The following is a 24,951-nucleotide window of genomic DNA, read 5'->3' as shown; positions in this document are numbered from 1 at the left end:
GCGACGTTCATTGCACCCCGAGATCGCTCACCGGAAGAGAGATCAACGACTCCACGGCTCGCGCCAGGCGAGTTCGGTGACATCGTGCGGGATCCGCTTCCATACAGAGCAAGACGCTCGGCTTCTCGCGCATCAAGAGCGCGACCTCACGGACCGAGGCCGAATCGTAACGCGCAATCCTGTGCTCGTAGGCCTTGAATAGAACGTCGTAGTCTTCCGAGGTCTCCAGCGTCTGCCTGTCTTCGGAACGGATCCCAAGCTCGGGGAAATGACGGTATTCGACACCCAGCTTGTCGCACAGGCTTTGCAACGTACGGCGGTGGAATCCGTACCTCCGCGCCACAGGATTGTTCCGGACGTCGATGACGCGCTCGATGCCGCGGCGCAGCAGTCGATCGAGAAACGCGTCCACGGAGAGCCCTTCGTAGCCTGCGGTGTAGACGGCGGGTTCCGCCACCGGGCGACGTTCTTTGCGCGTCACCTCGCTCAAGATCGTGAACCAAGGGTGGCGAGCATAGACCGTGCGCAGCAGTGCGTCCGACGACAGGCGTCCGAGCTTCGTCACCACCTCGTCTGCATCGCGCTTCACGTCAGAAGGCAGATCCCCAATCTGCTTCTTGCCTTCGTCTGAGATCTTCCACCGTTTGCCTTCGTCTGTGAGAAGCCCTGCCTGCCCGAGCTTGCCCGCCTCCTGGTACAGCGCGAAGGAGAACGGCCCGAACTTGTACGGCAGGAAATCGTAGAACGCATCGCCCCCCCGGCTCGCGGTGTCGTGCTTCAGGGAGAAGGCGAGCTTCGTGGCGTGCAGGTGATCGACGCGCCCACCGGCAGTTTCAAGCAGGTAGAGGAGCACGCGCTGCCGGGAGAGCATGTGCTTTCTATACCTCCATTCTGCGGTTGCACACCAGGTAAGTTCGGATCGAGATCGAGGACCGCCCGGGCGATCTCAATCTCTTGGGAAGCCCGGCGGCCAGAAGTGCAGCTCAGGGCTCTTCCTCGTAGTCGCTCACGTCGAAGGGGATCCAGAGGATCTTGAGCTCCTTCGTCATCCCCTGACGCCGCCACCCCGCGAGCCCGCCGAGGAAGGACCAGTACGCGCCGTCCGGCGCGGGCGGGTGCCCGAGGGCGAGCAGCGGGAAGAGCTGGAAGGTCCAGAACCTGTTCCCCTTGATCGCGCCCTCGTGCCAGACGACGTTGAGGACGCCGGTCATCGTGCTGCGGGGATCCCGATCGCGCCAGAACGCGGGGACGACGACGGTCGTGCGCTCCTTGTCCTTCACGTTGTGCAGGTCCCAGACGAACGGGAACACCGCCCGCTTGTAGTTGGAGCGCTTGAGATCGTCGAACTGCCACCAGAACGGGAAGACCACGCGGTCCACCTGCTTGTGCTCGAGGTCCACGAAGTTCCACCAGAGCGGGAACACCACGGTGTTCCGGTCCTCGTCGTCGAGGAAGCTCCAGACGATCGGCGCGAGCACGAAGTGGCTGCTCCGCTTGTCCTTGCCGAGGTAGAACACCGGGTGCAGGCGGACGTGGTAGCCGTCGGGCTTCTTGCCGATGTCGAACGTCGGCGCCACCCAGGTCCTCCAGCGCTCCTCGTAGAGGCTCGTGTTGTACGCGAACAGCGGAGCGATCGCGAAGGTCCGCTCCTTGTAGTGATCGTGGAAGTTCCAGTAGACGAGCCCGACCATCGTGTCGTCCGAGACCGGCGAGGTGCCGCGGTAGTAGAGCGGCGGCACGAGGAGGTTCTTCTCGTCCGAGCGCCTGTTGCCGAAGGTCCAGGCGAGGGGCGAGTACATCCGCAGGTAGTCGCCCTCGCTCTCGTACCAGTGGTAGAAGATCGCCACGCCGCCCTGCGACAGCGTCGGGCTCTTCCTGTAGTACGTGAGCAGCGGCGGGATGTAATAGCTCCGCCCTTCGCCCCAGCGGCTGCCGTAGTAGAACGGCGCGACGAGCACGCGCGCCCAGTTCTCGTCGTGCGCGAAGTAGAGGATGGGCAGCAGCCCGACGCTCCAGCCGGTCTCCCTGGTCTTGAAGAAGAACGGCGGCACCACGGTGACCGTCTCGTAGGCCACCTCGTCGGTGAAGCGCCAGAACACGGGCGGGAGCACGAGCAGGTACGTCTCGTCGCGGTTCCTCCCGGCGAAGAACAGCGGGGGGACGCCGCGATCGTAGTCCCCCCGTTTCCGGTGGTCGTAGTAGATCCCCGCGAGCAGGAACCCGCCGTCGGCCTTCTGGAAGTTCCAGTAGAGCGGCGGGACGACCTGGTACCTCGTGCTCTTCTCGTCGTCCTTGCCGAAGAAGAAGAGCGGCGCGAACCCGAAGTTGAACCCGTGCGCGCTCCGGTTCAGGTAGGTCTGCAGGACGATGTCGGTCTCGTAGGCCGGATCCCGGAACCGCCAGTAGAACGGGAAGTACACGTCGGCCGACGCCGGCCCCTCCCGGTACCGCCAGTAGAACGGCATGACCCCGAGATCGGTCCGCGCCCCCTCGCCCTGACGCTCGCGGAAGAAGAACAGGGGGAACAGCGTCCGGAACGTCACCCGCTCCGACCTCTCCTGGTAGTACGGCGGGATCGTGAACCTCTTGACCTCGGGCGTGTAGTCCTCTTCGAGCTCCTTGAGCTCGATGCCGCTCGCGCCGACGGGCGGGCGCTTCGCGGTCTCCTCCTGCGCGGCGACACCCTCCTCTTCCGCCGCCGCGAAGGAGGTCGAGGCGAGGAGCGCGAGGAGCACCAGAGCTCCGCTCGTTCGAGCGCGAGTGTTCACCGCAGGGCCTCGGCTCGCGCCGCGAGCTCCGAGACGGGGAGCTCGACCTGGGTCCCGTCGCGCATGTCGCGCCAGGTGACGGCCCCCCGCGACGCCTCGTCCTCCCCGGCGATCACCACCCCGCGCGCGCCGACGCGGTCCGCGCGCTTGAGCTGCGACTTGAGGCTCGCCGCGGCGTAGGCCACCTCGACCGGGCACCCGGCCGCGCGCAGCGTCCTCGCGATATCGTGCGCACGGTCGACGCCGCCCTCCCCCACGCCGGCGACGAAGATCGGCCGGCGGGCGTCCGGGGCCGCGGCGTCACCGAGCATCAGGAGGAGCCGCTCGAGGCCGAAGGCGAACCCGATCGTGGGCGTCGCGGGACCGCCGAGCTCGGACACCAGGCCGTCGTACCTCCCGCCGCCGACGAGCGTCGCCTGGGCGCCGAGCGCCTCGGATCTGCCCTGGATCTCGAAGATGGTCCGCGTGTAGTAGTCGAGCCCGCGCACCATCCGCGGGGCCACCTCGAAAGGCGTCCCGAAGCGCTCGAGCGCGGCGCACAGCTCCGCGAAATGCCGCGCGGCGTCCCCGGACAGGTAGTCCATCACGGAGGGCGCGTCGGCCGCCACGGCCCTGCACGACTCGACCTTGCAGTCGAGGATCCGGAGCGGGTTCACGGCGAGGCGCCTCACGCAGTCGCCGCAGAGCTCCTCCCGGCGCTTCTCGATGCACTCGACGAGGGCGCCGCGGTAGGCGAGCCGCGACTCCCGATCGCCCAGGCTGCTCAGCTGGACGCTCACGTCCGCGATCCCGAGCGCCGACAGGAAGCGCGTGGCCATGTCGATGATCTCGGCGTCGGCCGCCGGCTCCGCCGCCCCGAGCAGCTCCGCGCCCGCCTGGTAGAACTGGCGGAACCTGCCCTTGGCCGGGCGCTCGCGGCGGAACATCGGGCCGATGTAGTAGAGCTTCGACACGGGCTCGCGCGCCTGCATCCCGTGCTGGACGAACGCGCGGATCACAGACGCCGTGCCCTCGGGACGGAGCGCCAGCCGGTCGCCCCCCTTGTCCTCGAAGGCGTACATCTCCTTCTCCACGATGTCCGTCGCCTCGCCGATCCCGCGGACGAACAGCTCGAGCGGCTCCAGCACCGGGGTCCTGATCTCTCGGTATCCGTAGAGACCCGTGAGGCGCCTGAACGTGTCCTCGAGGAAGTGCCACTTCGGCATCTCCTCGGGCAGGACGTCGTGCATCCCCTTGACGGATCTGAGCTGGTTCATGGGCGGAGACTCTAGCAGGGAGCACCTCAGTGTCAATGCGGGAACGCCACGCAGGGGACCGGGTTGTCGGCTGTCGGCAAGGGGCGCGGGCATCGCCTCGGCCGCCGGACGCGGTCGGAGGGCCGGCGGAGCGGTCGCGGCGCCGTCAGATGTCTTCGACCGACTTGAGCATCTCGGGGATGAAGTGCTGCCGGACCTTGATCAGGCTGCGCTGCTTCCCCTTCTTGCGGACGACGGTCAGCTCTCCGTCCGGGCGGACGAGGTCGCCGGTGACGACGTCGTCGTCGAACGTGTACTCGGTCTTCTCCGCGTACTGGACGCCGCCCGGACCCTGCGCGAGCGCGACCCCGGCGAACGCCACCAACGCGCAACCTATCATGAAACCCGCGAGCCGTTTCATCTTCTATCCTCCCCTCCGGACCGCCCGGAGAAAATCGCCAACCGCCGTCCCACACCCGTCTCGGTCACCTCGGTTCCGCCTCCGAGCTCCTAGTCGAGCTTCGGCGCGTCCTTCTTCTCTTCGTCGGCCGCCTCGCCCTCCGCGGGAGCGTCCTCGGCCTTCTTCGCGTCGGCCTCGGCCTTCGCCTTGGCCTCGGCGTCCGCCGCCTCCGCCTCGAGCTCGGCTTCGATCGCCGCCTCGTCCACGGCCTCGCCTCCGCCCGGCGCCGCGGCGCCCGACTCCTCCTGCTTGGCGAGCTCGGCGGCCTTCTTCATCTGCTCCTCGAGATCCTTCTGGGCCTTCGCCTGCTCGTCCTGGAGCTTCTTGAGCTCCGCCATCTCCTTCTCGGCCTCCGCGATCTGGATGACGGCCTTCTTGCACGTCTCGATCCGCCGCTTCGCCTTCTCGTACAGGGAGAGCTTCGGCCCCTTGGCCCCGTCCGGATCCTTCTTGTGCTCCTCCGTGGCCTTGGCCATGAAGTCCTCGAACGCCTTCTGGGCCTTCTGGAACCCGGCCGGCGTGCCGTCGTTCTCGTAGTCCATCGTCAGGAGCGCGAGGTTGAACAGGTAGTCCGTGCGCGCGGGCTCGAGCTCGGCGCACTTGTTGTACTCGGTGCGCGCGAGCGCGAAGTCGCCCAGCCCGCGGGCCGCCACGCCGAGGCCCATGTGCGCCTCGTAGTTGGTCGGCCGCAGCGCGATCGCCTTCTCGAACGCCATCTTCGCCGAGTCGTAGCCGCGGAAGTTCAGGTTGATGGCGGCGAAGCTCATGTAGGCCTCGAACATGTTCGGGTCCTTCTTGAAGGCCAGCTCGAACGCCTTGTTCGCCTCGACGAGCTCGTTCTTCTCCATGTCGATGAGCCCGAGCGCGTGGTAGATCGGCGCGAACTCCGGGTCGAGCTTCTGCGCCTGCGCGAAGACGAGCGACGCGAGCGTGAGGTACGACGGCTTCTTCAGGCCGACCGCGATGTCGTAGTAGAGCATCGTCAGCTGGTAGAGCGCGGGCATGAACTTGTTGTCGATGGCGAGCGCCGTCCGCAGGTTGGTCTGCGCCTTCTTCCAGGCCTCCTGGTCGCCCTTCACCGCGCGCGCGCGCAGCATCGTCGCGGCCACCGTGTAGGCGGGCACCGCCTCCAGGGTGTTGCGCCCGGCCATGATCGCGTCCTTCAGCTTCGCCTCCGCGTCGGCCTCCTTCCCGGCCTCGAGGTCGTAGACCGCCAGGTGCGTGAGCGACAGCTGGTGCTTCGGGTGCTTGGCGAGCGTCGCCTTGAACGCGTCGATCGCCTTGTCCTTCATCTTGCAGTTCCTGTAGACGGCGCCGACGTTGTACATGGCCTCCGCCATGTCCCCGTGCGCCTCCGCGATCTTCGCGAACTTCTTGGCCACGGAGTCGCAGCTCCCCTCGGTCCACCCGGCCTTCGCCGCCTCCTTGTACTTCACGACGATCTTGTCGAAGTCCTCGCGGGCCTCCTGGGTGATGATCGGCTTCCCGTCCTCCCCGACCTGGGGCTCTCCGCCGCCCTTGCCGCCGCCGGCGCCCTTGGCGCCGCCGCAGCCTATCGCGAAGGCAGCCGCGAGAATCCCAGCAACGCGCATGATGTTTTTGCTGTTCCCGTTCATGGTCGCCTCCTACTCCGCCTTCGCGGCGTCGCCGCCTTCGTCACCGATCGCCTCAGCCGACGCGGTGAGCGCCTTGTCGCGCTTCTGCGCGTCGGTCTCGAGCTCCAGCACCGGGTCCGGTGCCGCCCAGTAGTTGAACGTGAACTTCGGCTCGACGCGCGTCTCCTCGGAGATCGGGTACTGCCGCGGCTCGAGCTTGTTCAGCTCCCGCTCGCAGCGCAGGGAGTTCTCGTTGAACCAGCGCACCTTCGTCGAGATGTTCAGGCAGTACTCGAACGCCTTGATCGAGCCGGTGCGGTACGGCTCCGCCCGTTCGTCCATCGTCGTCCGGTAGATGTCCGTCAGCTCCTGGTCGCCTTTGAAAGACGGCGGGAGCGGCGAGTCGTAGATCGCGGTCATGAACTGGAACTGCATGTCGCCCGCGCGCGCCGCGGCGGCCATCTCCCACTCGGGCACGTGCACGGCGGCGACGGCCGTGAAGAGGTCGGTCGCCTCGGTCATGAGCTTGCTCTTCTTCTCCATCCACGGGCCGAGGTCCGTCTTGGCCCAGTAGGCGAACTGCATGTCCAACGCCTCTTTCTTCTCCTCTTTCTTAACATCCTTGATCTGCTCTTTTACCGGCTTGCCCTCGTCCCAGTAGCCCCAGCGGGCGAGGCGCCGCCTGTCCTTGTTCCACTTCTCGATCTCGGTGACCTTCGCCGGACCCTGCTCCTTCTTCCACCAGTTGTAGATCTTGTCCGGCACCTTGCGCTGCCCCACGAACTCGGGGAACTCGACCTTCTCGAACTCCCGGTACTTCACCTCGGCGATGTAGTACTTCGCCTTCGCCGCCGCGATCAGCATGTTCGCCTTGCGCGTCGGGTCGGTGACCTTGTCCATGCCGCCCTTGTCGAAGAGCTGCTCGGCCTTCTTGTAGAACTTGATCGCTTCCGTGGTGTTCTGCTTCTTCGCGTTCCAGTGCGTGTCCGCGATGAAGACGTTGGCCTGGATCTGCTCGTCGAGCAGCTTCGCCTTCGCGTACTTCTTCAGGTAGCTCGTGTACCACTTGCGGACGGCTTCCCAGTCCTTCTCGTTGATGTGGATGTAGCCGGCGCTGAACACGACCGTCGCCGTGTCCTCGACGTGCCGGCCGCCGTAGTTCTTCTCGTACAGGGAGACCGTCTTGAAGGCGTCGTCGGTCTTGCCGAGGCCGATGTAGAACATCACGGCGTTCCCGAGCGCGGTGGGCGCCTCCGGCTCGCCGGGGTACTTCTTCGCGAAGGCGACGTAGTTGTCCGCCGCCTGGGAGAACGACTGCAGCGCGTGGTAGTTCTCCCCGATGAAGTACGCGGCCCGCTTGGAGTGCTCGCAGTTCGGGTACTCCTTGATCATCTTCTCGCGCACCTTGATGGCCGACATCACGAGGCGCGCGGACTCGAGGTTGATTGCCGTGTTGAAGAGCACCTCGCACATGCCGCGGTCGTCGTAGACGCCCGTGAACTCGCGGTAGATCGTGAGGTAGATCTCGGCGGCCTCCTTGAACCTGCCGCGCGTCGTCAGCGACTCGGCCTTCTTGCGGAGCACGCCGACCTTCAGCGACTTGATCTGCCCCGCGAACTCCTCGTCCTTCATGAGGTTCGAGCCCGGCTTCTTCGAGGTGTCGATGAACACGTCGACCGCCGACGCCAGGTCGTCGTAGCAGGACGGGATCGGCTTCTCGACCATGCTCCCGAGGGCGTTCAGGCTGTCCAGGTAGAGGTTCGCGGCGTAGATGCCCACCTCCGCGTCCGAGTGGTTGACGGCGATGTCGTAGAACAGCGTCGCGGACTCGGCGAACATGTTCGCCTCGTAGTAGATGCGCGCCCGCCGGTACTTGATGGAGATGAGATCTTCGCCCTCGTTCACGTAACAAACATAACGATCATACGACTTGAGGGTGCCCTTCTCGAGGTCGGTGAGCTCGCGCGGCGCGAGGACGATCCGCTCGCCCTCGTCGCAGACCTTCATGCAGGCCTTCTTCTCGTCCGCGGTCTTCTTCTTGTTGCAGTCCGTCTTGCACTTCTTGCACGCCTTGTCGCAGACCTTGTTCCCGGTGTCGCTCTTGAGCTTGTGGGTCCTCGACCGGTCGTCGCCGGAGCGCTTGGCGACATAGATCTTGTTGTAGCAGAGGACCGCCGCGTACGCGGAGTCCGACGTGTAGACGCCCGTGGGATCCATGTCGACGACGGCGTCGAACGCCGGGGCGCAGTTCGCCCAGTCCTCCATGTGCCAGTACAGCTCGGCCTTGTAGTAGGCGACGCGGTACTTCGTGGGCTTCGTGCTCTCGTCGAACCCCTCGACCTGGAGGGTGTCGAGGTTGGGGTACTGCTTGAGCAGCTCGTCGTACATCGAGATGCACAGCTTCATCGTCCCGTGGTCCTTGGTGCCCGGGGCCGACTCGCTGCCCACCGCCTCGAGGTGCCACTGCGTCGCGAGATCCCACGCGAACGAGATCGTGTCCTGCTGGCACTTCTTGATCTTCGCGGCGTCGTGCTTCTCCGACTCGAACTTCTTCGACAGCGCGATCTGCCGCGTGACCTCCTCGACCTGCTTGTCCTTGGGCGACGAGCTGATCACGGCGTTGGTGACCATGGTCTGGAAGTAGCAGAGGTCGTCGCCGCCGTTCTTCCTGAAGTTCTCGATCTCCAGCTTCTCGAGCTGGTGGAAGACGATGACCGCGTCCGCCCAGTGGCCGTCGTCGTAGTAGAGGTTGGCCAGCTTCTCGAGCATCTGGTGCGCCTGCCCCCCGCCGACCTTCTGGAAGAACTGCCACGCCTGCTCGGGGTTCCCGATCTTCGAGAACGGATCCACCATCTCGATGCGGGCCCGCTTCGCGACGACCTGGGCTTCCTTGTTCTCCAGGTTCTCGCCGGCGTACTGGATCACCTTGTTGAACTGGTTGATCGTGGTCTTGTACTCCTGCAGGTTGAACAGGCACCACGCCTGGTAGTACATTGCGACGACGTAGTTGGGGTTGTTCTCCTCGCCCCACTCGACGACCTTCTCGTAGGCCTTCATGGCCCGCTCGACGTCGTGCGCCTCCTGGAAGTAGAACTCGCCGAACGCCATCCACGAGTGCGGGATGAACTTGGACCGCGGGTAGTTCCGGATGAGCTCCTGGTAGAAGATGCGGGCGCGCTCGCGGAAGGCGCCCTTCTTGTCCTTCTGCTTATCGTCGAGCTCGTTCGCCATCTGATCGATTTCGTACGCGATGGCGAAGAGGATCTCGTCGTAGTCCGGGTAGTCCGGGAAGTTGTTCCGGATCTCGACGTACGCCTTGATGGCTTCCTCGCGGAATCCGGTGGCCATGTCGTCGAGGCCCTTCTGCTGCGCCTTGAACTTGGCCTTCGCCGCCTTGTCCTTCGTCTGGAAGATCTTCTCCTCGAGCCCGCGCGCCATGAAATTGTACTGGTCGTACATCTCCTTGTACGCGTCGGCGAGCCGCTTCAGGATCTCGCCCTTCTCGGGGTTGTCGTTCGGCGTCTGCTTGGCGAGCCGCTTGATGAGCTCGATCTCCTTCTTCAGGATGTCGACCTTCTTGGCCTCGCGCTTGCGCTTGAACGCCGACTCGGTGATGTTCTGGACGAAGTTCGCCGCGAGCCCCGGCCCGCTCGGACCGGTCTCCTTCTTCACCTCTTTTTCCTTGGTGCTGGTCCCGACCTTCGCCTTCGGCTTGCCGCTGAACGTTCCCATCTTGAAGCCGCCGGGGCAGGTCGTCACCTTCTCCTCGATGGCCGTCGGGATGCACTTCTCCTCCGTGATCGCGGCGGGCTGACCCGCCGCCGCGGCGACCTGCACCCCCGCCGGCAAGAGGAAAGACAGGGCGATTCCAGCGACACAGAAGCGACCGAGTTTCCGCATCATCTCCTCCTTTACCTTCCGCAACGGCTCGCGACCGGCTGCCTGTAGTAGCCCAGCTCGTCGCGCCAGAACTCCCCCTCGAACGGCCAGATCACGTGCTCGGCGTCGCTCTCGATCTCGGCCTGCTGGACCACCGGGCCGGTGGCCTCCTGCTCGGTCTGGATCTCGAGGTCGAGCTCGCCGCGCAGCGCCTTGAGGATTTCGATCTCGATACGAGTCGTCTGGTTGAGGAGGTCCTGGATCTCGGTGAGGAGCCGCTCGTAGCGCGAGCGCGCCAGGTTGCCCGTGTTGTCGACCGCGACGGTCTTGGCGGTCTGGATGTCCTGGAGGATGCGCTGCCCGGCCGCGGCCTGCGCGAACTGCGGCGGCATCGCCTGCAGCTTCTTCTCCTCGCCCTCGAGGAGCTCGACGTACTCGAGGTTCCGCAGGAGCGTGCGGTCGTCGAGGGCGCCCTTGATGACGGCGAGCATCTGCGGCGAGAAGCCCATGATCGTCTTCGGCGGCGCGGCCGACGCGCCCCCGGAGACCCCGTCCGTGCCGACGGACACCTTGGCCTCGGACACCGCGTCCTGGAGCTCGCCCTCCTCGCTCATGCGCTGCAGCTCGCGGAGGAACTTGAAGAACTGCTGGTTGTCCTGGAACTGCGCGAGCGCCCGCTGCAGCTCGGCGTTGATGGGCTCGTACCTCTTCGTGAACTCGGTGACCGTGATCTGCGCGTCGTCGTACAGGCACTGATCGAAGTAGATGACGGCCTTCAGGATCGTGGACTCGGGGTAGAACGACTCCTCGAAGTACGGGGAGTTGACCGTGTGGATGTTGCCGAGGGCGCGGTCGTACTGGTCGACCTGGAAGAACGCCCAGGACTCCTCGAACTGCGCGTCGAGGTAGTACTCCGACGACTGCGGGATCCGGTTCCACGCCTCGACCGCGCTGTCCCAGTGCTTCGTCGAGTAGTAGATGCGGGCCAGCGACAGCCACGCCAGGTTGAGGAACCGCTCCTCCTCGTCCGAGAGGAAGATGATGTCTTCATACTTGTCGACAATCGAAAGGAACGTCTTGGCGGCCGGCTGCGCCTGGCGCTCGCGGACGAACGTGATGCCGGCGAAGAAGACGGCGCTGACGTAGAGCTCGTGGTTGCGGTCGATCCCCATGAAGAAGTCGCGCGACTTGGCGAACTCGCCCTGCTGGTACCAGTAGCGGCCCATGAGATACAGGAGCTCGTTGTACAGGTCCTTGGTCTCGGCCTTGTTGAACTCCTGCAGGACGGAGACCGAGTCGCCGTAGCGGCCGACGAGGCCGATGATGCCGGCGGGCTCCGGGAGCTCGCGGGACAGCTGCGCGAGCCATTGCAGGGTCGTCTGGAAGTACAGGTGCCCGGTCGACATCAGCGCGATCTCCTCGAAGACGCCGAGCGCCGACTGATAGAAACCGAGGTGGTAGAAGCACTTCCCGAGGAAGAACTGCGCCTTCTGCACGTTTGCAGGCTGGTCGCCGGTCTCACCCTGGACGATCCGCTGGAACTGCACGGCCGCCTGCGCGTAATGCTCCTGTTGGTACAGTCGCAGCGCATTGGCGAGCGCTTCGCTCGGCGGGCCGGCCGGCGGGGGCGGCGGAGCGGCGACTTCGCCTGTGTCCGTCGTCGAGAAAACCATGTCCTGCGCCCCGGCGTTCGTGCCGAAAGAGAGGACGACAACGAGCGTCAACGAGCTGGCGAGCAAACCGTGTTTTATCATGGCCATCCCCTTCGTTCGGGCAGCACTCATGCCGCCCGACTCTGGTTTTTCGCTCTGCTTTTTCCCATCCGGGCAAAGCCCGAATTGAATAGGAATTTCGATATGTTAGATGACACGTTGGCGCGTATGTTATTGAGCCCTTTCGAAAAAGTCAAGCTATTTATAAACTGTTATACATAAACATTTTCGTGGAAAGGCGCCGAATATATTATTTGGTTTCGAGTGCGAACGAATAACGCAAAACAACATTTCATATACATATTATCGTTATCGGAAAATCCGAAACTAATAATAACGCACATTGACCTACTCCGCTTGCCGTGCTATGAAAGCTGCTCCGCAGGTGCGGCCGGTCTTTCGCCGTCGCGTCTGAAACCGCGGACATGATCGCTTCCAGCGCGAGGAACACGAGGCTCATGGCAGTCAGTCAGACCTTCAAGATCGGCGACAAGGCTGTCTACCCGGCGCACGGCGTGGGGGAGGTCACCGACATCCAGACGCGCTCGCTCGGCGGCAAGGAGCGCTCGTTCTACATCCTCAAGGTCCTCGAGAATGGTATGAAGATCATGGTGCCGACCGAGACCGCCGCCGCGGCGGGGCTCAGGCCGGTCATCTCGCGCAAGGACGCGAAGAAGGTGCTCGACATCCTGAAGTCGGACGACGTCGCGGTGAAGACGCAGCCCTGGAACCGCCGCTACCGCGAATACATGGAGATGCTCAAGAGCGGCTCGCCCTTCGAGGTCGCCAAGGTCCTGCGGGATCTGTACCGGCTGAAGTCCGACAAGGATCTCTCCTTCGGCGAACGACGCCTCCTGGACACCGCGAGGTCACTGCTCGTCACCGAGCTCGGCCTCTCGCTGGGAAAGAAGGAGGAGACGGTGGAGAAGGATATCCAGACCATGTTCGCGTGAGCGGCGCTCGATCAGCGCTTGGGCGCGAGCCGCTCGAGACCGCCCATGTACGGGCGGATCACCTCGGGCACCATGACCGACCCGTCCGCCCGCTGGTAGGTCTCGATCAACGATATCAGGACGCGAGGTAGCGCGAGCCCGGAGCCGTTCAGGGTGTGGACGAACCGGTTCTTGCCGTCCTCGTCCTTGAACCGGATCCGCGCGCGGCGGGCCTGATAGTCTTCGAACAGGCTGCAGCTCGAGACCTCGAGCCACTCGCCGCTCCCCGGAGACCACGCCTCGAGATCGTACTTCATGGCGGCGACGAACGAGAGGTCGCCCGAGCAGATCATGACCTTCCTGTGCCTGAGCCCGAGCAGCTCGAGCAGCCGCTGGGCGTGCCCGGTCAGCTCGTCGAGCGCGGCCCGCCCGAGCGAAGGGCGCACGAACTGCACGAGCTCGACCTTGTCGAACTGGTGGCCGCGCTTGATGCCCCGCGTGTCCTTGCCGTGGCTCATCTTCTCGCGGCGGAAGCACGGCGTGTACGTGACGTGCCTGCGCGGAAGCAGCGCGCCGTCGAGGATCTCGTCGCGGTAGTAGTTCGTCACCGGGACCTCGCCGGTGGGGATGAACCAGTAGTCCTCCTCGGCGTCGTGGTACAGGTTGTCGCCGAACTTGGGGAGGTTCCCCGTGCCGTAGAGGCACTCGGCGCGCACCATGATAGGCGAGTAGAGCTCCGTGTAGCCGTGCTCGCGCGTGTGCACGTCGAGCATCCACGTGATGAGCGCCCGCTGGAGCCGGGCGCCCTCGCCGCACAGGAAGTAGAAGCGGGAGCCGGAGACCTTCTGCCCGCGCTCGAAGTCGATGATGCCGAGGCGCTCCATGATCTCCCAGTGCGGCCTCGGCTCGAAATCGAAGGCGGGCTCCTGCCCGCGCTCTTCGACGACGACGTTGTGCGTCTCGTCCGGGCCGATCGGCACCTCCGGAAGCGGCACGTTGGGGATCGACAGCAGGAGATCGTTGAGCTCCTTCTCGACCTCGGGCACCGCGGCCTCGTTCTCCTTGATCCCACGCTTCACGGCGGCGACGGCGTCGATCAGCGCTTTCCGCTTTTCGGGATCCCGCTCGCGGCCGATCTCCTTCGACTTCGTGTTCAGCTCGGCGCGCAGGGCGTCCCCCTCGCGCTGCAGATCGCGCCGCCTGCCGTCGAGCGAGAGGACGTGGTCGATCGCGTCGGGCGCGACCCCGACGGTCCCGAGGCCGCGCTTCACCGCATCGGTTTCACTCCGGATTCTCTGGATGTCGAGCATCTTGGGGGCTCACTTCTGGAGGAGCTTCGCGATCTGCTCTCGGATGATCGCCTCGGCGAGATCCGGCACGACCTCCCACACCACGCGTTCGATGACGTCGGCGCTCAGCCGCTGCAGGGCGGCCACCTGATCGGGTGTCAGGTCGGCCCCCGACTGTGCGGCGACCCGCTCGGCGACGGCGCGCGCCTTTTCGCGAACCGCCGCGGTCACGGCCTGGCTCGGCTCGGCCCTCGGAGCCGGGGCCGCGGGCTTCAGCTCGATCGCGTCCGCCGCCGGCTCCGGCCGGACGTTGCGCCCGGAGGCGTCCATCTGCGCGAGCTCCGCGAGCGTTCCGACCTGGAACTGCGCGGTCTCGGTGTGCGTCGGCGGGGAGATCTCGATCGGCTTGACCTCCGGCTCGGCGGCCTTCTGCGCGGCCTGGAGGCTCATCGCCCGGCCGAACTCCATGGTCTCCTTGATCTGGGAGTGGGCCGCCACCTTGGGCGCCGCTGCGGGCGGCGACACCGGGCGGATCGGCGCCCTGAGCGCGGCCGGCGCCATCGGCGGGGCGATCGGCTTGGGCGCGGCCGGCTGGAAGCTCGGCGCCGGTGCGGGCTTGGGCTGCAGCGGTATCGCCTCCACCTCGTCCGCCCCGGGGGCGGCCTTCGACAGCTCGACGACGCGCTCGATGAGCTTCGCCGTGTCGAACGGCTTCTTGACGTGCTCCGTCGCGCCGACGTCGCGGCCGCGACCCTCGTCGTACGGCATCGAGACGCCGCTCATGATGATCACGGGCGTCTTCCCGGCGACCGCGTCCTCCCGGATCGCCTTGCAGACGTCGTAGCCGTTCACCCCGGCCATCCCCGCGTCGACGAGCACGACGCTCGGGCGCACCTCCTTGAACTTCGCGATCGCCGCCTCGCCGGACGGCACCGTGACGACGTCGAAGGGCTCGGCGAAGAACGTCTTCTCGGCGATGGTGCGCATCGTCGCGCTGTCGTCGACGAACAGGATCGTTTTCTTCTGCAAGGAGCCCTCCTTCGCACACGACCCCCGGTCGCGTTCGCAAACGGTCGTCAAATCCTAAACGCAACGGCACTCTAGCGTCAACAAAGCGACGCCATGGCCCCGCAGTTTGATGTCCGCTCGTCGCGGAGCACAAAAGACGAATCGAGCGCCCCTTTCTGCTATACTGCGCTCACTTCGGGCGCGGAGGAGACGATGAGCGATCCTTTATTCGCGAAATACGGGAAGAACGCAAAGGCCGGAGAGGTGCTGTTCACCACCGGAGAGAAGGGCGCGGAGATGTTCGTCGTCCGCTCCGGCTCGGTGCGCATCGCGGTGGAGTCCAGGGGCGTCGAGAAGACGCTCGCGATCCTCGGGCCAGGCGAGTTCGTCGGAGAGATGTCCATCCTGACGGATCAGCCGCGCTCCGCGACGGCGACCGTCCAGGAGGACGCGGAGCTGCTCGTCGTCGGTGTCCGCGTGCTCGAGGAGATGATCGTCCACAACACGGAGATCGCCCTGCGCCTCATCCGGAAGCTCGCGCGGCGCCTCGAGTCGGCGGACGCGCTGATCCGCGTCCTCCTCTACCGCGACGCCAAGGAGCGCGTGATCGAGAACCTGAAGCGGCTCGTCCGGATACACGACAACCGGGAAGGCGCGGTGCGATTCAGGACCGACTTCAACGAGATGGCCGAGCAGGTCGGACTCGAGCCCGCCGAGGTCGAGGACATCATGCTGCGGCTCGTCAACGCCGGCTTCGTCGCGCTGGAGGACGGCACCTGGGTCATCTCCAAGGTCGAGGACATCGACGACTTCCTGCAGTTCCTGAAGCTCAAGGATCAGTACAAGTAGGGCTTGCCGCCCATGGACTACGCCTCCCTCCTCTCACGGGTCTACGCGCTCGGAACCCGCGGCATCGAGCTCGGGCTCGATCGGGTGCGCGCCGCGGCGGACGGAATCGGCGCTCCGGATCGCGGTCTGCGATGCGCGCAGATCGCCGGGACGAACGGCAAGGGTGTGGTCGCGGTGCTCGTGGAGGGCTGCGCCCGCGCCTCCGGCCTCTCCACGGGGCTGTTCACGTCGCCGCACCTCCACCGCTACACGGAGCGGTTCCGCGTGAACGGCGCCGAGATCGACTCGTGTGAGCTCGCGCCGCACCTCGCGCGCGCCCTCGCGCTGACCGATCCGCCCTTGTGCCTCCCGCTCACCTTCTTCGAGGCGACGACCGTCGCGGCGCTCGGCCTCTTCGCGGAGCGCGCGGTCGAGCTCGCCGTGCTCGAGGTGGGCCTCGGCGGCAGGCTGGACGCCACCTCGGTGGCGGCACCCGCGGTGACGGCGATCACCTCGATCGGCCTCGACCACACCGCGTGGCTCGGCCCAACGCTCGCCCACGTCGCGCGCGAGAAGGCCGGCGTCGCCCGGCCGGGGATCCCGCTGGTGGTCGGGCCGCTCGGCGCGGAGGCGCTGGCCGAGGTCGAGCGCGTCGCGGCCTCGGTCGGCGCCCCGGTCGAGCTCTGCGGCCGCGACTTCGCGGTCGACGACGGCCTCGCGCTGCCCTGGCCCGGCCGGCACCAGCGGGAGAACGCCGCGGTCGCGGGCGCGGTGTGCGACGTCCTCGGCCGCGAGGATCCGAGGCTCTCGAAGGCCCCGCTCGCGCGGGCGGCGTCGACCGCGATCTGGCCGGGCCGCTACGAGGAGATCCCCGGGCGGCCGCTGCACGTCCTCGACGGGGCCCACAACGCGGAGGCTATGGCGGCCCTCGTCGCGGCGCTCGAGGAGCGCGGTCAGCGCGTGGACGCGATCCTGTTCGGCGCGTGCCGCGACAAGCCCGTCTCGGCGATGCTCGATCTGCTCGCCCCGCTCGGATGCCCGCTCGTGCTCGTGCCGCCGCCGCTCGCGAGGGCGTTCGATCCCTCGGCGCACGCCGCGCGACCCGGGACGACCGTCGCGCCCGACGTGCGGTCCGGCCTCGAACGGTGCCGCGCGCTCGCGCCACGAGGCGGGGCGGTGCTGGTGACCGGATCGCTGTTCACCGTGGCCGAGGCGCGGCGCGTCCTCTTGGGCGTGCGCGCCGACGCGCCGATCGGCCTGTAGGATCCCCGTCTAGCGGGTGAACGGCTTCGCCTCGACCGTCACGGTGACCGCGATCTCGCGGCCCCCGCGGAAGACGCCGAGCGCCACGTCGTTCCCGACGCCGGCCGTGTTCGTCATCCACGCGAGCTCCGCGACGCCGTGGACCTCCGCCCCGTTGAAGCGCGCGATCACGTCCCCGGACTTGAGGCCCGCGCGCGCGGCGGGACCGTCGTCGAACACCTCGGTGAGGAGCACCCCGCCGCCGACGCCCATCCTCTTCGCCGCCGCGGGGTCGAGCTCGCGGATCCCGACGCCGATCCACGCTGGGACCACGCGGCCGGTGCTCTTGAGCTGCGGCAAAATCGGCTTGACCATGTTGATCGGCACCGCGAAGCCGATCCCCTGCCCGGCCGCGGCGATCGCCGTGTTGATCCCGATGACGTCGCCGTTCACGTCGGCGAGCGGGCCGCCCGAGTTGCCCGGGTTGATCGAGGCGTCGGTCTGGATGAAGTTCTGGTACCCGCGCTCGCCCATGCCGATCTCGCGCGAGGCCCGCCCCTTGGCGCTCACGATGCCCGCCGTCACCGTCTGGGAGAGCCCGAACGGGTTGCCGATCGCGAGGACCCACTCGCCGACCTCGAGCGCGTCCGAATCGCCGAGGGCGACGGGGGAGAGCCGCGCCGCCTGGATGTGCAGGAGCGCCACGTCGATTCCGGGCTCGGCGCCGACGGGCTGGGCCGCGAGCTCGCGGCCGTCCTCGAGCTGCACGAGGATCTCCGCGGCGCCCTGCACGACGTGGAAGTTGGTCAGCACGTACCCCTGGGAGTCCACGATGAACCCCGAACCGAGCGAGCGCTGGATCCGCTCGCGGTGCGTGCCGAAGAGATCCTCGAACCCGGGGACGCCGAACGGGCTGCGATCCCTCACGATCTGCGCCGTGAAGATGTTCACCACCGACGGCTTCAACCGCTTGACCGAGGCGACGAACGAGCCGGGCACGTTCGGGTAGACGACCTTCACGACCGGCTCCTGCGGGGCGGGCGCGCCGGGGGTCGATGGCGGCGGCGGGGACGTCTCGGTCACGGAACGGCACGCTGCCGAGAGGAGGAAGAAGGCGGTGAGGACCGTGTGGCCCCTAGGCCCCATGCGAGGCACACCCGCACCTGGCGACCGCGTCGACGTAGGCCATCCGCAGGTTGTAGAGGATGTCCGCGAGCATGCGCTCCTCCTCGCCCGTCAGGTTCCCGCGGGTCTTCTCCTGGAGCAGGACGAGGATGTCGATGGTCTGTTTGGCCATCGGCAGGTTCTCGCAGCAGTCCGTGCGCTCCGGGTGCGGGGCGAGCCCGAGGTGGATCGCGGCGGACGAGCTCAGCGAGAAGATGAAGGTCGTGAAGTCGATCGGGACCGCGGGATCGGCGTCCGCGTCGGCGCCCTCCCCGGCGATGCGTTTCTTGCTCTCTTCTTCCATCGACTCCCCCGTCGGCCGCCCTACTCGAGGGCGCCCGACCTCCCCGCGTCGCGGCCGTCGGCCGCCCCGTCGGCGCGCGCCCGCGACTCGATCTCGAGCGTGTCGGCGCCGGCCTCCTGGTCGTCGAGCCCCTTCAGGTACTCCTTGTAGGCCTTCCAGGTGAGCGCGCCCTTGTCGAGGTTGCGCCGCAAGACGCGCTTGTCGAACATCCATTCACGAGGATCCATCCGTGTACCTCCGTTCGCGCCCACTATATGGTCGAGTGGGTTCGTGTCAAGCGGAGCGCCTCCTCGAACGCCGGGACGAGCGCCTCCCATGTCCGCGTCGAGGCCGCCTCTCGCCCGGCCGCCGCGAGCCGGGCGCGCAGCCCGGGATCGCCCCGGAGCCGCTCGAGCGCGCGGGCGAGCGCCGCTGCGTCGTTCGCCGGGACGAGGAGCCCGGTCTCGCCGTCCCGGACGATCTCCCGGATGCCGCCGCTGTCGGACGCGACGACCGGCGCGCCGGCCCACATCGCCTCGAGCACGACGAGCGGCAGCCCCTCGTGGCGTCCGTTCTCGAGCACGCGGGAGGGTACCGCCACGGCGTCGCACGCCGCGAGCAGCTCCGCGCGCCGCCGTTCGTCGACCGTCCCGAGGAACAGCGCCGGGACGCCCCGCTCGCGGGCACGCCGCTCGAGCCCGGATCGGGCCGGCCCGTCGCCCGCCACGAGGATCGTCGTCCGCGTCCCCGGGCCGACGGCGTCGATCAGGAGGTCCGCGCCCTTGATGGGCACCAGCCGGCCGAGGAGGAGCACCGAGAACCCCTCGATCCCGAGCTCCGCGCGCACGGCCTCCCGCTCCCGCGCGGGGGCGAGCGCCTCGGGATCGATCCCCATCGGCATGACGACGAGCTTCTCCGTGCGCCGGCCGGCCCGCTCCGGCCCGAGGATTCTGGCGAGCTCGGCGCGCAGCGCGTCTGCGACGCACCCGATCCGCTCCGCGCGATCCGCGAGCCGCGCGGCGATCGCGCCCCCGAACGGGAGCCGCCCGAGGAGGTGCACGTCTGCGGAGTGGGCGATCGCGAGGTGCGCGGGCCTCCGCGCGCCGAGCGCGGCGACCGCGAGCCCGGAGGGGATCAGCCACTCGCTCACGACCGCGTCCCAGGACGGCGCGCGCCATCGGACGGCCGCCCCGAGCGCGGCGACGGCGAGCGGCGCGAGCGCGGCGAGCGCCGGGCTCCGGGCCAGGTTGTCGGGCACGCCGGCGCCGAAGAAGAGCGCCTGCAGCCGGCGGGGCCGGGCGTACGGGACGGCGCGCACGCGGATCCCGCGGAGCCACGGCTCACAGTCGCCCCACGCCGGCCGCTCGCGGGGCTCGGGCACGACGACCTCGACCTCGTGGCCGCGGCGCGAGAGCGCGGCGGCGAGCCCGAGCACGAACGCGCCGGCCGGATCGCCGGGCCACCGCGGGAACGAGGTGGTGACGACGCCGATGCGCCGCGGCCGATCCGTCGGGCGTTTACGCACGCCGCGCCGGCTCGAGCACGATCGAGCGGTTCTTCGCCGCGAGCGCCTTGCGCCGCAGGAACGAGCGCGCGAGGACGAGCGGGACGCGGATGAGCGCCGTGAACCAGGAGATGCCGGAGACCTCCTCGCCGTAGATCGGCCGCACCGGGACCTGGGCGAGCCGCGCCCCTAACGCGCGGAGGTGCGCGAGGAGATCGTTCGGGTAGCCGTACCGTGTGTGGACCGACGCGAGATCGAGGCGCGCGAGGGCGCCCCGCCCGATCGCCGTGTAGCCGCACTGCGAGTCCCGGACGCCGCGGTAGCCCGAGCTGAGCCGCGTGAGCCAGGTGAACGCGTGGTTGCCGAGGAAGCGCGCGAGCGGCATCGCGCGAAAGACGCCGGGCCACGAGAGCCTGTCTCCCTTGGCGTAGTCCGCGTCGCCCGCGACGACGGGCGCGACGAGGCGCGGCAGATCCGAGGGATCCATCTGCGCGTCGCCGGCCATGACGACCGCGACGTCCGCGCTGAGCTGGAGGCTCCGCTCGTAGCCGGTGACGATGGCGCCGCCCACGCCCCGGTTCTCGGCGTGCCGAAGGAGCTCGTAGCCCGGCCGCGAGGACACGGCGGCGAGCGCCGCGACCGTCCCGTCGGTGCTCGCGTCGTCGACGACGATCACGTGATCCACGAACGTCGGGATCTGCGCGACCGCCCGCGCGACGAGCCGCTCCTCGTTGTACGCCGGCACCACGACCGCGATCGTCTTGCCCTCGAGCATCGCGGCTCTATACCACGCTGGGGCCTGGGGAACTAGGGGGCTCCGGTGGGCGGAGTGGACAGAGTGGACTCGGTGGACGGAGTGGACTCGGTGGACGCCGGAGGTTCCGATGGCGCCGGGGGCCGCAGCGCCGGATCCGCCGGAGGTGCGGTGCGCTCGACGGTCACCGGTTTGCCGTTCACCGTGAACTGCCCGAGGAACGCCTCGAAGTCGGCGAGCCCCTTCTCGAAGTAGGCGGTGGAGTCGTAGTAGCCGACGACGAGGAGGCCGGTGTTCGAGCGCTCGAAGGGGGCGAAAGCCCTCTTCTTTATCACATTCGACTCGAACCCGGGCACGCGCACCATGAGCACGCGGACAAACCCCATGCGGCTCTGCGGATCGAGTTGAAGCTGCGCGAGGTTCGCGATCTCAATGGTCGCGACCACAGCGTCGAGAGTGCCGAGCTTCACGGACTCTTTCGAGATCACCCGCGCCGCGTACTTTTTCGTCGGGAGCAACCAGACGTCGAACGGGCCGACACGCGTGTACTCCTCAAACGACAACCGCTCCGCGTATTCGTCGATCAAAACATCGAGTTTCACCTGGGCGCGGTGCGCGGGCAGCTCGCGCATGAGCACCCAGATCCGGCCGTCGGTCTCGGCGTGGCGCAGCTCGAGATCCGTGAAGACCGCGCTGTAGTCCTCTTCGCGGCCGTCGTTGTCCATGTCGACGCGGAGGGTCCCCTCGAACGGCTTTCCGTCCTTCCTGACGAACATGCTGACCGCCTCGCTCGACACCTCCCCTCCGCGCGTAGAGGAGACCTGCCAAGTCTTGTACTCCCAGTTGTCGATCCGCCACTTCCCGTCGATGAACTCGCGCTTCGCCGGAACCTGGAACTCGATGCCGACCCCGCCACTCTCGTATTTCAACCCGCCGGTGTCGAACGCGACCTGTGACGGCGTGCCGCACGCCGCGGCGCACAGAGCGACCAGCGCACCTATCAGGAGCAGCCGCACGGCGGACCTCCTACTTCTTCCAGGGCTGGGCTTCTTCGATGAGGAAGTTCGGGATCTCGTCCTCGACCTTGTAGAACAGGTTGCACGCCGCGCACCCGAACCCCTCGGGCTTTTCCACCTGCTCAAGCGCGCCCTTGCACTTCGGGCACGCGAGGATCTCGAGAAGGTCGCTGCGAATGGGCATCGTCCGCTCTCCTTGGTTTGACAACAATTTCAGAAGGTCTATGACCTTTTCCTCTGGGTCAAGTACATTCCACGGTGCTCGTACGACGGCACACCGGAGGGAGAACATGCCAAGGAACGCGGGAAAACTGGTTTATTCGTTCGGCGGAAACAGCGCGGACGGCAACGCGAAGATGAAGGAGCTGCTCGGCGGCAAGGGCGCGAACCTCGCCGAGATGGCGCTGCTCCGCGTCCCGGTCCCGGCCGGCTTCACGATCACGACCGAGGCGTGCACCTGGTACTACGAGAACGGTCGCACGTTCCCCGCGTCGCTGGTGGCCGAGGTCGACAAGGCGCTCGCCCGGACCGAGAAGATCATGGGCGCGAAGTTCGGCGATCCGGAGAACGCGCTGCTCGTCTCGGTGCGCTCCGGCGCCCGCAAGTCGATGCCCGGGATGATGGAGACCGTGCTGAACGTCGGCCTGTGCGGCGCGACGATCCCGGGCCTCGTCCGGAAGACCTCGAACCCGCGCTTCGTGTACGACGCGTACCGCCGCCTCATCATGATGTATTCCGACGTCGTCATGGAGAAGGCCGCCGGGATCGAGCCCGAGGAGGGCAAGGGGATCCGCGTGCAGCTCGACCGGATGCTCCACGATCTGAAGCAGGCGCGCGGCGTGGCGTCGGACGCCGAGCTCAGCGCCGACGACCTCAAGGATCTCGCCGAGCGGTTCAAGACCCGCGTGCGCGAGGTGCTCGGCAAGGAGTTCCCCGACGACCCGCGCGAGCAGCTCTGGGGCGGCATCGGCGCGGTGTTCGCGTCGTGGAACGGCCGCCGCGCGATCGCGTACCGCCGCATCGAGGGGATCCCGGACGAGTGGGGCACCGCGGTCAGCGTGCAGGCGATGGTGTTCGGCAACATGGGCGCCAGCTCGGCGACCGGCGTGGCGTTCAGCCGCAACCCGGCCACGGGCGAGAACAAGTTCTACGGCGAGTGGCTCGTCAACGCGCAGGGCGAGGACGTCGTGGCCGGCATCCGCACCCCGAACCCGCTCAACGAGGCGACGAAGAGCGAGCAGAACCGGCACCTCTCGTCGCTCGAGACCGCCATGCCGGAGGTGTACGGGGAGCTCGACGCGATCCGCGTCCGCCTCGAGGGCCACTTCCACGACATGCAGGACATCGAGTTCACGATCCAGGAGGGGCGCCTCTGGATGCTCCAGTGCCGGATCGGCAAGCGCACCGGCACCGCGGCGCTCAACATCGCCATGGACATGCTCGAAGAGCGGCTGATCTCCAACAAGGACGTCGTCGGCCGCGTGTCCCCCGAGCAGATGGACGAGCTGCTCCACCCGATCGTGGATCACAAGGCCGAGGCCGCCCAGGCGCCGCTCGCACAGGGGCTCCCGGCCGGGCCGGGCGGCGCCTGCGGCGAGATCGCCTTCACCGCCGAGGACGCGGTCGCGCGGGCCAAGGCCGGCAAGAAGGTCATCCTCGTCCGCGAGGAGACGAACCCCGAGGACGTCGAGGGGATGCGCGCGGCCGAGGGCATCCTGACCGCGCGCGGCGGCATGACGAGCCACGCGGCGCTCGTCGCCCGCGGGTGGGGCAAGTGCTGCATCGTGGGGTGCGGCGCGCTGCAGGTCGACGTCCACGCGCGGACGATGACCGTCGGCGGCCGGACGTTCCGCGACGGCGAGACGATCACGCTCAACGGCACGCGCGGCTTCGTGTACGGCGGCGCGCTTCCGATGATCAGCGCGACAGAGAACCCGCGGCTCGTCCGCTTCATGGAGATCGTGGACTCGTTCCGCCGCCTGGGCATCCGGACCAACGCGGACACGCCGGAGGACGCCGCGCGGGCGCGGAGCTTCGGCGCGCAGGGCATCGGCCTCTTCCGGACCGAGCACATGTTCTACGGCAAGAACTCGGAGAAGCCGCTCTTCCTCCTGCGCAAGATGATCGTGTCCAAGACCGCGGACGAGCGGCGCGCGGCGCTCGCCGAGATGTACCCGTTCATCAAGAAGGACATCAAGGACACGCTCGCCGTGATGGGCGGCCTCCCGGTCACGTTCCGCCTCCTCGATCCGCCGCTGCACGAGTTCGTCCCCACGCGGCACGACGAGCGCGAGAGGCTGGCCCAGTCGCTCGGCATCAGCCTCGACGAGCTGAACGACCGCGCCGAGGCGCTCCACGAGTCGAACCCGATGATGGGCCACCGCGGCGTGCGGCTCGGGATCACCTTCCCGGAGATCAGCGAGACCCAGGTCCGCGCGATCCTCGAGTCGGCGGCCGAGCTCGTGCGCGACGGCATCGAGGCGCTCCCGGAGATCATGGTCCCGGTCGTGGGCGCGGTCTCGGAGCTCGATCACCAGAAGGCGCTGGTCGACGCCGTGCACCGCGACGTGTGCGCCAGGTACGGCATCGACAAGGTGGCGTTCCTGTACGGCACGATGATCGAGGTGCCGCGCGCCGCGCTCACGGCGGATCTCATCGCGCGGACCGCGGAGTTCTTCTCGTTCGGCACGAACGACCTGACGCAGATGACGTTCGGCTTCTCGCGCGACGACATCGGCGGGTTCGTCCCGGAATACGTGCAGGCGAAGATCCTCCCGGCCGATCCGTTCCAGATCCTCGACCGCGAGGGCGTGGGGCAGCTCATCCGCATGGCGATCGAGAAGGGCCGGAGCACGAGGCCGAAGCTCAAGATCGGCATCTGCGGCGAGCACGGCGGCGAGCCGTCGTCCGTCGAGTTCTGCCACATCGCGGGGCTCGACTACGTGTCCTGCTCCCCGTTCCGCGTGCCGATCGCGCGCCTCGCCGCGGCGCAGGCAGCGCTCAAGTTCCCGGCTAAGAAGATCGCCGCCGCAGCGCCGAAGCCGAAGGCGAAGGCGGGCAAGAAGGCGAAGGCTGCGAAGCCCGCGAAACGGTCGGTCGTCGTGAAGCTCGTCAAGAAGGCGAAGCCCGTGAAGAAGGCGAAGCCCGTGAAGAAGGCCGCCATCAAGGCGAGGCCCCAGCTCAAGAAGGCGGCCTCCTCGAAGAAGCCCGTCGCCCGCAAGGCCGCGCCGAAGGCCAAGGCGAAGAAGCCCGCTTCGCGCAAGCGATAGAACGGCAACTCAC

General features: G+C 67.5%; 20 protein-coding genes. 4 read left to right on the top strand and 16 right to left on the bottom strand.

The window, feature by feature from the left end:
- Positions 1-7: 7 nt before the first annotated feature.
- The 7 genes from M0R80_06850 to M0R80_06820 form a co-directional block, all read right to left on the bottom strand.
- A complete protein-coding gene (locus M0R80_06850; protein MCK9459342.1) occupies positions 8-871 on the bottom strand; it encodes a DUF488 domain-containing protein in 864 nt (287 codons plus the stop codon).
- A gap of 112 nt (positions 872-983) precedes the next feature.
- A complete protein-coding gene (locus tag M0R80_06845) occupies positions 984-2,768 on the bottom strand; it encodes a hypothetical protein (protein MCK9459341.1) in 1,785 nt (594 codons plus the stop codon).
- A complete protein-coding gene (hisS, locus tag M0R80_06840; GenBank protein MCK9459340.1) occupies positions 2,765-4,024 on the bottom strand; it encodes a histidine--tRNA ligase in 1,260 nt (419 codons plus the stop codon). The genes M0R80_06845 and hisS overlap by 4 nt, the downstream gene beginning before the upstream one ends.
- 145 nt (positions 4,025-4,169) lie before the next feature.
- Entirely contained in the window at positions 4,170-4,424 is a 255-nt protein-coding gene (locus M0R80_06835) for a hypothetical protein (GenBank protein MCK9459339.1), read from the bottom strand.
- A gap of 89 nt (positions 4,425-4,513) precedes the next feature.
- Entirely contained in the window at positions 4,514-6,079 is a 1,566-nt protein-coding gene (locus tag M0R80_06830; GenBank protein MCK9459338.1) for a hypothetical protein, read from the bottom strand.
- Between the two features lie 9 nt (positions 6,080-6,088).
- The gene (locus tag M0R80_06825; GenBank protein ID MCK9459337.1) at positions 6,089-9,961 is read right to left on the bottom strand and encodes a tetratricopeptide repeat protein; all 3,873 of its coding nucleotides are present in this window, start codon (positions 9,959-9,961) and stop codon (positions 6,089-6,091) included.
- Between the two features lie 8 nt (positions 9,962-9,969).
- Positions 9,970-11,691, bottom strand: coding sequence for a tetratricopeptide repeat protein (locus M0R80_06820; GenBank protein ID MCK9459336.1), 1,722 nt, complete (start codon positions 11,689-11,691; stop codon positions 9,970-9,972).
- A gap of 416 nt (positions 11,692-12,107) precedes the next feature.
- Here M0R80_06820 and M0R80_06815 point away from each other — a divergent pair, with 416 nt between their 5' ends.
- Complete coding sequence (locus tag M0R80_06815) at positions 12,108-12,602, top strand: CarD family transcriptional regulator (protein MCK9459335.1); 495 nt, start codon at positions 12,108-12,110, stop codon at positions 12,600-12,602.
- A gap of 11 nt (positions 12,603-12,613) precedes the next feature.
- Here M0R80_06815 and serS read toward each other — a convergent pair whose 3' ends face one another.
- On the bottom strand, positions 12,614-13,891 hold the full coding sequence (gene serS, locus M0R80_06810; protein MCK9459334.1) for a serine--tRNA ligase: 1,278 nt from the start codon (positions 13,889-13,891) through the stop codon (positions 12,614-12,616).
- Positions 13,892-13,900: 9 nt separating this feature from the next.
- Positions 13,901-14,899 (bottom strand): response regulator, encoded by a 999-nt coding sequence (locus M0R80_06805; GenBank protein MCK9459333.1) that lies wholly within the window; start codon positions 14,897-14,899, stop codon positions 13,901-13,903.
- Between the two features lie 192 nt (positions 14,900-15,091).
- On the opposite strand from M0R80_06805, the gene M0R80_06800 reads away from it, so the two are divergent.
- Entirely contained in the window at positions 15,092-15,727 is a 636-nt protein-coding gene (locus tag M0R80_06800; protein ID MCK9459332.1) for a Crp/Fnr family transcriptional regulator, read from the top strand.
- Between the two features lie 12 nt (positions 15,728-15,739).
- Positions 15,740-16,969 (top strand): bifunctional folylpolyglutamate synthase/dihydrofolate synthase, encoded by a 1,230-nt coding sequence (locus M0R80_06795; protein ID MCK9459331.1) that lies wholly within the window; start codon positions 15,740-15,742, stop codon positions 16,967-16,969.
- A gap of 9 nt (positions 16,970-16,978) precedes the next feature.
- Here M0R80_06795 and M0R80_06790 read toward each other — a convergent pair whose 3' ends face one another.
- Genes M0R80_06790 through M0R80_06760 form a run of 7 tightly spaced genes read right to left on the bottom strand, consistent with a single transcriptional unit; the run spans position 16,979 to position 21,853 of the window.
- Entirely contained in the window at positions 16,979-18,094 is a 1,116-nt protein-coding gene (locus tag M0R80_06790; protein ID MCK9459330.1) for a trypsin-like peptidase domain-containing protein, read from the bottom strand.
- Positions 18,084-18,416: a DUF1844 domain-containing protein gene (locus tag M0R80_06785; protein ID MCK9459329.1), complete on the bottom strand. Its 333-nt coding sequence runs from the start codon at positions 18,414-18,416 to the stop codon at positions 18,084-18,086. Before M0R80_06785 ends, M0R80_06790 begins: the two co-directional genes overlap by 11 nt.
- 20 nt (positions 18,417-18,436) lie before the next feature.
- The gene (locus M0R80_06780) at positions 18,437-18,643 is read right to left on the bottom strand and encodes a hypothetical protein (protein ID MCK9459328.1); all 207 of its coding nucleotides are present in this window, start codon (positions 18,641-18,643) and stop codon (positions 18,437-18,439) included.
- 23 nt (positions 18,644-18,666) lie between these two features.
- Positions 18,667-19,920: a glycosyltransferase family 4 protein gene (locus tag M0R80_06775; protein MCK9459327.1), complete on the bottom strand. Its 1,254-nt coding sequence runs from the start codon at positions 19,918-19,920 to the stop codon at positions 18,667-18,669.
- Positions 19,913-20,674 carry a glycosyltransferase family 2 protein gene (locus M0R80_06770; protein MCK9459326.1) on the bottom strand — a complete coding sequence of 254 codons (762 nt, stop codon included), beginning with the start codon at positions 20,672-20,674 and terminating at the stop codon, positions 19,913-19,915. The genes M0R80_06775 and M0R80_06770 overlap by 8 nt, the downstream gene beginning before the upstream one ends.
- Before the next feature lie 32 nt (positions 20,675-20,706).
- Positions 20,707-21,669, bottom strand: coding sequence for a hypothetical protein (locus tag M0R80_06765; GenBank protein MCK9459325.1), 963 nt, complete (start codon positions 21,667-21,669; stop codon positions 20,707-20,709).
- A gap of 10 nt (positions 21,670-21,679) precedes the next feature.
- Entirely contained in the window at positions 21,680-21,853 is a 174-nt protein-coding gene (locus M0R80_06760) for a Trm112 family protein (GenBank protein MCK9459324.1), read from the bottom strand.
- Positions 21,854-21,959: 106 nt separating this feature from the next.
- Here M0R80_06760 and ppdK point away from each other — a divergent pair, with 106 nt between their 5' ends.
- Positions 21,960-24,938 (top strand): pyruvate, phosphate dikinase, encoded by a 2,979-nt coding sequence (gene ppdK, locus M0R80_06755; protein ID MCK9459323.1) that lies wholly within the window; start codon positions 21,960-21,962, stop codon positions 24,936-24,938.
- The last annotated feature ends 13 nt before the right edge of the window (positions 24,939-24,951 follow it).

It is taken from the genome of Pseudomonadota bacterium (assembly GCA_023229365.1).
Classification (GTDB): Bacteria; Myxococcota_A; Polyangia; order JAAYKL01; family JAAYKL01; genus JALNZK01.
Note: the sequence above shows the minus strand (reverse complement) of the source record. Positions and strands in the feature narration are given on the sequence as shown.